Consider the following 6,108-nt stretch of genomic DNA (forward strand, 5'->3'; position numbering starts at 1 on the left):
GAAAGTACATTTGCTGCAATGAATGCCCCCTGGCAATCAGCTCGTATCAGTTTTTTATACCAATAGTTTATTTTTCTTGTACCAAAGGGGTCTTTTTATCCATGACTTCGCGGCAATCACCTTTCAAAGTGGCATTGTCATAATTGGTCCAGCCGTAACTATCGACATAACGGGTATGTGGCTTGAGTTGCTTGCTGAGTATGCTCCACTCTAGTTTTTCATCCGGGTAGCGAATATTTGCCATATCCAGCAGGCTGTGAAAAATGTTTTCTGTCGATAGCCTGGCTTTCTGGTGCAAACGCAACTGCACTACCTTGTCAGGGAAGTGCTCCTGATACGCATCTGAATACCACATGAATGCCGGCACATGGAATTCATAATCAGTATTGTGGCCATGAAAAGCCAGATTGCAACTACCGTCATACAAGGTCTGCCCATGGTCAGATATATATACTAACGATGTTATCTGCGAGCTGGTTTTCAGCTTCTGTATGACTTCTGACAGCATCCAGTCTGTATACAAGATGGAGTTGTCATAGCTGTTATTCAAGGCCTGCTTGTTTTTCAGGTCGGTATAGGCGGGATTGACAACACCGAATAACGACGGTTTCCAGTTATCAAAAGACTTTGGATGGCGATGGCTATAGTTCCAGTGATTGCCCAGGGTATGCAAGACGATGAGTTTTTTCGGTGCGGCATCGCGAATGGCGTTCGCCATCGGCTCCAGCAAGACCTGGTCAAGATTGGAGCTATTGGTAAAGCCTCCAAGGTTTAAAAACTGTGTGACATCAGCTTCCTTGGCGAAGACCGAGGTTGGTGTATCAAACTGGCCAAAGCTCATTTGATTGGATAACCAGTAAGTCTTGAAGCCAGCTTCCTTGAACGCGGTTAAAAATGACTTTTCAGAAAATCCCGCCTTCAGGCTTTGAGCCGCCGGTTTGCGCGAGACGATAATGGGCACCGACAAACGGGTGGCAGAGACCGCGGTGACCACATCGCTGAAGCTGACCAGATTGCTTTCTTGTTTCAGCAGGGGATTGGTGTCACGTTCATAGCCATTCAGGCTCCAGCGGTCAAAGCGTGAAGACTCACCTATCACCATGATGATGATTTGCGGGGTTGCGGGATTGCCATCCAGATGCGCCTGAAAGCGGAAGGCCCGGCTTTTCTCTGATAGTTTGGCCAGGTAATCACGCTCCACCCAAAAATCATTGCCGCGCAAGACCAGGCCAAATGGCCAGCTGCGTATATAAATTTCTTCGTCATAAGGGATTTTGGCCCAGTGCGGTAATGGTGGCAGGTCCTTTTTAAGGCTGGCATGCCAGCGTGCCAGTGTGCCTGCATCAGCGGCTGGAACAGAGGACGCTGATGCAGAAGCTGAAGCACTGGCTTCCTCCTCTTCATCCTCATCTTTTTCTTCATCTTCCGTTGAGGCTGAGCTTGATGCTGCGTTTGAGCTTGAAGTTGCCCCTGAAGTTGGTGCCGCGCTAGTACTGGCAGATGGTGCAGCTTTGGCAACGCCTATCTGTTCACCATAAGTCCAGGTGGCGATGCCGATGACAAACAGCAGTAATACTGCCCAGCGTGAACGATGTGTCCAGTCCAGGTGACTATGGGTTTTTGCAACGCGTAGCAGGCTCCACCACCAGGCCGTTACTGCAATCACCAGTAATAACAGCAGCCAGACTTTATTGCCAAGGAACTCCATCGCTTCTTTGGGACTGGTTTCCACCATGATGCCCAGGTGATGGGTAGAAATGCCTTGTCCAAAATATAAGCGCAGGTAAACTTCGACAGGTACGGCAAAGAAGGCAGGCAGCAACAGGTAATGAAACCAGCGTGGCCTTTGCAGCAAGGCCCAAAACCCCAGCCATGACACCAGCTCCATTGCCAGCAGATGCCAGGTTTTTTCCACAGGCTGGCCTTGCAGCAGCGGGAAAAACGGCAGGCTGGAAATCAGCAGGTAACTGAGTAATAAATACAGCGAGGCTGGGCGAAACAGGGCGGGCATTGTGTTTTTGTACTTGCAACAGGGTTGGCCGCAGCATGAGGCAAGCCGGGATATCCATGCTGAGGCCCTGGTCTTGCGTGACGCGGCAGTTTAAGGGCGTAAATAGTAAATGATTTACTTTGGATTGGCGTCATATTGACGTCATATTCACCCAGTGAACGTCAGATTTAAGCATATTTTGCCTTTCAATCGCATCCTGCAAGTTATTCAGTGCTTCCCCTGATCTGGTAAACCTTGATTTCCTGCTGAAATTTTCTACCCTGAAAGGCTGTTCGCACGTCCCCAAAATGAGCTAAGCGCTTGAATTGTAGAAATAAAAAGCGTTGACATGCTTGCGCAAGGCAGCATAAAATTGCGAGTTCTCGATTTTGGGTTTGCATTTGCTATTGTTGTTTTGCCCGGTTTTATCAGGCTGACAATGCTTAAAAAGCAGGCAAAAGCAGGCGACTGAGTCGGGTTGGTCTGAGGATTCAGGCCGAAAAATGATTTTAAGTTCCCGGGCAACCGTTTCCGGGTTTGTGTTTAACGTTGTATTTTGTTGGATTAAAAACGATGCCAACCATCAATCAACTGATTCGCCAACCACGTGTTTCTGCACGTGTGAAAAGCAAATCGCCGGCGCTGGAAAACAGCCCGCAAAAACGTGGCGTTTGCACCCGCGTTTATACGACAACTCCAAAAAAGCCTAACTCGGCTTTGCGTAAAGTTGCCAAAGTTCGCCTGACTAATGGTTTCGAAGTTATTTCGTACATTGGCGGTGAAGGCCATAACTTGCAAGAACATAGCGTAGTTTTGCTGCGCGGTGGTCGTGTAAAGGATTTGCCAGGTGTTCGTTACCATATGGTTCGCGGTGCTTTGGATACTCAAGGCGTTAAAGACCGTAAGCAAGCTCGCTCCAAATATGGTGCTAAGCGTGCTAAGGCAGTTAAGAAGTAATTATCTCGTAATTTAATCTCCGTAAACTATTACGGATCAGTGTCGGTTTGGAAATGAGCCGAGTAAGTGACCGGTTATGATGGCCTGTCGCGAGCGTGAAGCAAAATGTTGCTTTGTGCTCAACTGAAGATTGAAAGGAATTGAAATGCCACGTCGTCGTGAGGTCCCGAAACGGGACGTACTGCCGGATCCAAAATTCGGTAATGTAGAAGTAGCAAAATTTGTAAACGTTTTGATGTTGTCCGGCAAGAAATCTGTTGCTGAAGGCATCATCTATGGCGCATTCGATCACATCCAACAAAAATCTGGTAAAGATCCTTTGGAAGTGTTTGCGCTGGCAATCAGCAACGCCAAGCCACTGGTTGAGGTTAAATCCCGCCGTGTTGGTGGCGCGAACTACCAGGTGCCTGTAGAAGTGCGCCCAGTTCGTCGTCTGGCTTTGTCTATGCGTTGGTTGCGTGAAGCCGCTAACAAGCGTAGCGAAAAATCCATGCCACAACGTTTGGGTGGTGAGTTGCTCGAAGCCGCAGAAGGTCGCGGCGGCGCAATGAAGAAACGTGATGAAGTCCATCGTATGGCTGAAGCCAACAAGGCCTTCTCTCACTTCCGTTTCTAAGAGTAAGAGTAAGGAGCTGTTGTATGTCTTTAGTGCAACGGCTCTGGCAAGTATTTTGAATCAGGCCGGGCGCGATTTTTGTAAAAAAATGCGCTCGGTTTTGTCCATTAAAAGATTTAGGATTAGCTATGGCCCGTAAGACCCCCATTGAGCGCTACCGCAATATCGGTATTTCTGCTCACATTGATGCCGGTAAAACAACAACGACAGAACGCGTACTGTTTTACACAGGTGTAAACCACAAAATTGGTGAAGTGCATGATGGCGCGGCTACCATGGACTGGATGGAGCAAGAGCAGGAACGTGGTATTACCATTACTTCTGCTGCGACGACATGTTTCTGGAAGGGCATGGCGAACAACTTCCCAGAACATCACATCAACATCATCGATACACCAGGTCACGTTGACTTCACGATTGAAGTTGAGCGTTCCATGCGTGTTCTCGATGGCGCCTGCATGGTTTACTGTGCAGTAGGTGGCGTTCAGCCTCAGTCTGAAACCGTATGGCGTCAGGCTAACAAGTACAAAGTCCCACGTTTGGCATTCGTCAACAAGATGGACCGTACTGGCGCGAACTTCTTCAAAGTGTACGATCAAATGCGTGCACGTCTGAAAGCCAACCCAGTTCCTCTGCAAGTACCTATCGGTGCTGAAGACCTGTTCGAAGGCGTTATCGATCTGGTCAAGATGAAAGCGATCATTTGGGATGCAGCATCTCAAGGTATGAAATTTGAATACCGTGATATCCCTGAAAACCTGTTGGCTGACGCACAAAAGTGGCGTGAAAACATGGTTGAAGCAGCTGCTGAAGCCAGTGAAGATCTGATGAACAAATACCTTGAAGAAGGTGATTTGACTGAAGAAGAAATCAAGTCTGCTTTGCGTCAACGTACTATCGCTTCTGAAATCGTTCCTATGATGTGCGGTACTGCATTTAAGAACAAGGGTGTTCAGGCGATGTTGGATGCGGTTGTTGAATACCTGCCATCCCCATTGGACATCCCACCAGTTCCTGGTGTGAACGAAGATGACGAACCAGTTGTCCGTAAAGCGGAAGATACAGAGAAATTCTCTGCTCTGGCATTCAAAATCGCAACTGATCCATTCGTTGGTCAATTGTGCTTTATCCGTTGCTATTCCGGTACTTTGAATTCTGGCGACAGCGTTTACAACTCTGTTAAAGAGAAAAAAGAACGTATCGGCCGTCTGGTTCAAATGCACGCGAACCAACGTGAAGAAATCAAAGAAATGATGGCGGGTGATATCGCTGCTGTGGTTGGTCTGAAAGATACAACGACTGGTGATACCCTGTGTGACGAAAAAGCTATCGTTGTTCTGGAACGCATGATATTCCCAGAGCCAGTTATTTCTCAGGCTGTAGAACCAAAAACCAAAGCTGACCAGGAAAAAATGGGTCTGGCATTGAACCGTCTGGCCGCTGAAGATCCATCTTTCCGCGTACGTACTGACGAAGAATCTGGTCAAACAATTATCGCCGGTATGGGCGAGTTGCATCTGGATATTATCGTTGACCGTATGAAGCGTGAATTCAACGTTGAAGCGACAGTTGGTAAACCACAAGTTGCTTACCGCGAAACTATCCGCAAAACTTGCGAAGAAATCGAAGGTAAATTCGTTAAGCAATCCGGTGGTCGTGGTCAGTACGGTCACGTTGTTCTGAAGATCGAACCGCAAGAACCAGGTAAAGGCTTTGAATTCGTTGACGCGATCAAAGGCGGTACAGTTCCACGCGAATACATCCCTGCAGTTGAAAAAGGTGTTCGCGAAACACTGACTTCCGGTGTATTGGCTGGCTACCCAGTGGTTGACGTTAAAGTCACATTGTTCTTCGGTTCCTACCATGACGTTGACTCCAACGAAAACGCCTTCCGTATGGCGGGTTCGATGGCGTTCAAAGATGGCTGCCGTAAAGCAAGCCCAGTTATCCTGGAACCAATGATGGCTGTTGAAGTAGAAACACCTGAAGACTACGCTGGTACAGTCATGGGTGATCTGTCTTCACGTCGCGGTATGGTTCAAGGTATGGACGAAATCGCTGGTGGCGGTGGCAAGATCATCAAAGCTGAAGTGCCTTTGTCCGAGATGTTTGGTTATTCCACATCCCTGCGTTCTGCTACACAAGGTCGTGCAACGTATTCCATGGAATTCAAGCACTACTCTGAAGCTCCTAAGAACGTGATTGACGCTATCGTCACATCCAAAGCTAAGTAATAAAGAATCAAAGGCCTGCCCCATGCCGGGGTAGGTTTTCTATTGTTGATAAATCGTTCTTTTTGAAGGAAGAATAAAATGGCAAAAGGTAAGTTCGAGCGCACCAAGCCGCACGTCAACGTCGGTACAATTGGTCACGTTGATCACGGTAAAACCACACTGACAGCAGCGATTGCAACAGTTCTGTCGAAAAAATTCGGCGGCGAAGCTAAAGCATACGACCAGATCGATGCAGCACCAGAAGAAAAAGCGCGCGGTATTACTATTAATACAGCCCACGTTGAGTACGAAACAGCTGGTCGTCACTACGC

General features: G+C 47.9%; 5 protein-coding genes. 4 read left to right on the forward strand and 1 reads right to left on the reverse strand.

All coding sequences use genetic code 11. The features are described from left to right. Nucleotides 1-67 precede the first annotated feature (67 nt). Nucleotides 68-2,011, reverse strand: a complete 1,944-nt coding sequence (locus ACO0LN_RS21275; protein WP_422977216.1) for a phosphoethanolamine transferase — start codon at nucleotides 2,009-2,011, stop codon at nucleotides 68-70. Between the two features lie 552 nt (nucleotides 2,012-2,563). Here ACO0LN_RS21275 and rpsL point away from each other — a divergent pair. The 4 genes from rpsL to ACO0LN_RS21295 form a co-directional block, all read left to right on the forward strand. Beyond that, a complete protein-coding gene (gene rpsL / locus ACO0LN_RS21280) occupies nucleotides 2,564-2,947 on the forward strand; it encodes a 30S ribosomal protein S12 (RefSeq protein WP_110258019.1) in 384 nt (127 codons plus the stop codon). A 145-nt stretch (nucleotides 2,948-3,092) separates the two neighbouring features. Further along, nucleotides 3,093-3,563, forward strand: coding sequence for a 30S ribosomal protein S7 (gene rpsG / locus ACO0LN_RS21285; RefSeq protein WP_186957171.1), 471 nt, complete (start codon nucleotides 3,093-3,095; stop codon nucleotides 3,561-3,563). Between the two features lie 128 nt (nucleotides 3,564-3,691). Next, nucleotides 3,692-5,797, forward strand: coding sequence for an elongation factor G (gene fusA, locus ACO0LN_RS21290; RefSeq protein ID WP_422977218.1), 2,106 nt, complete (start codon nucleotides 3,692-3,694; stop codon nucleotides 5,795-5,797). A gap of 78 nt (nucleotides 5,798-5,875) precedes the next feature. Continuing rightward, nucleotides 5,876-6,108, forward strand: a 233-nt coding sequence (locus ACO0LN_RS21295; RefSeq protein ID WP_422977220.1) for a GTP-binding protein, incomplete at its 3' end; no start/stop codon positions are given.

This window comes from Undibacterium sp. TC9W (assembly GCF_049339865.1).
Lineage (GTDB): Bacteria > Pseudomonadota > Gammaproteobacteria > Burkholderiales > Burkholderiaceae_D > Undibacterium.

Excerpts from the sequence above, each read along its gene's own strand:
- ACO0LN_RS21275 (WP_422977216.1), bottom strand. The coding sequence starts at position 2,011 with ATGCCCGCCCTGTTTCGCCCAGCCTCGCTGTATTTATTACTCAGTTAC.
- rpsL (WP_110258019.1), top strand. The coding sequence starts at position 2,564 with ATGCCAACCATCAATCAACTGATTCGCCAACCACGTGTTTCTGCACGT.
- fusA (WP_422977218.1), top strand. The coding sequence starts at position 3,692 with ATGGCCCGTAAGACCCCCATTGAGCGCTACCGCAATATCGGTATTTCT.
- rpsG (WP_186957171.1), top strand. The coding sequence starts at position 3,093 with ATGCCACGTCGTCGTGAGGTCCCGAAACGGGACGTACTGCCGGATCCA.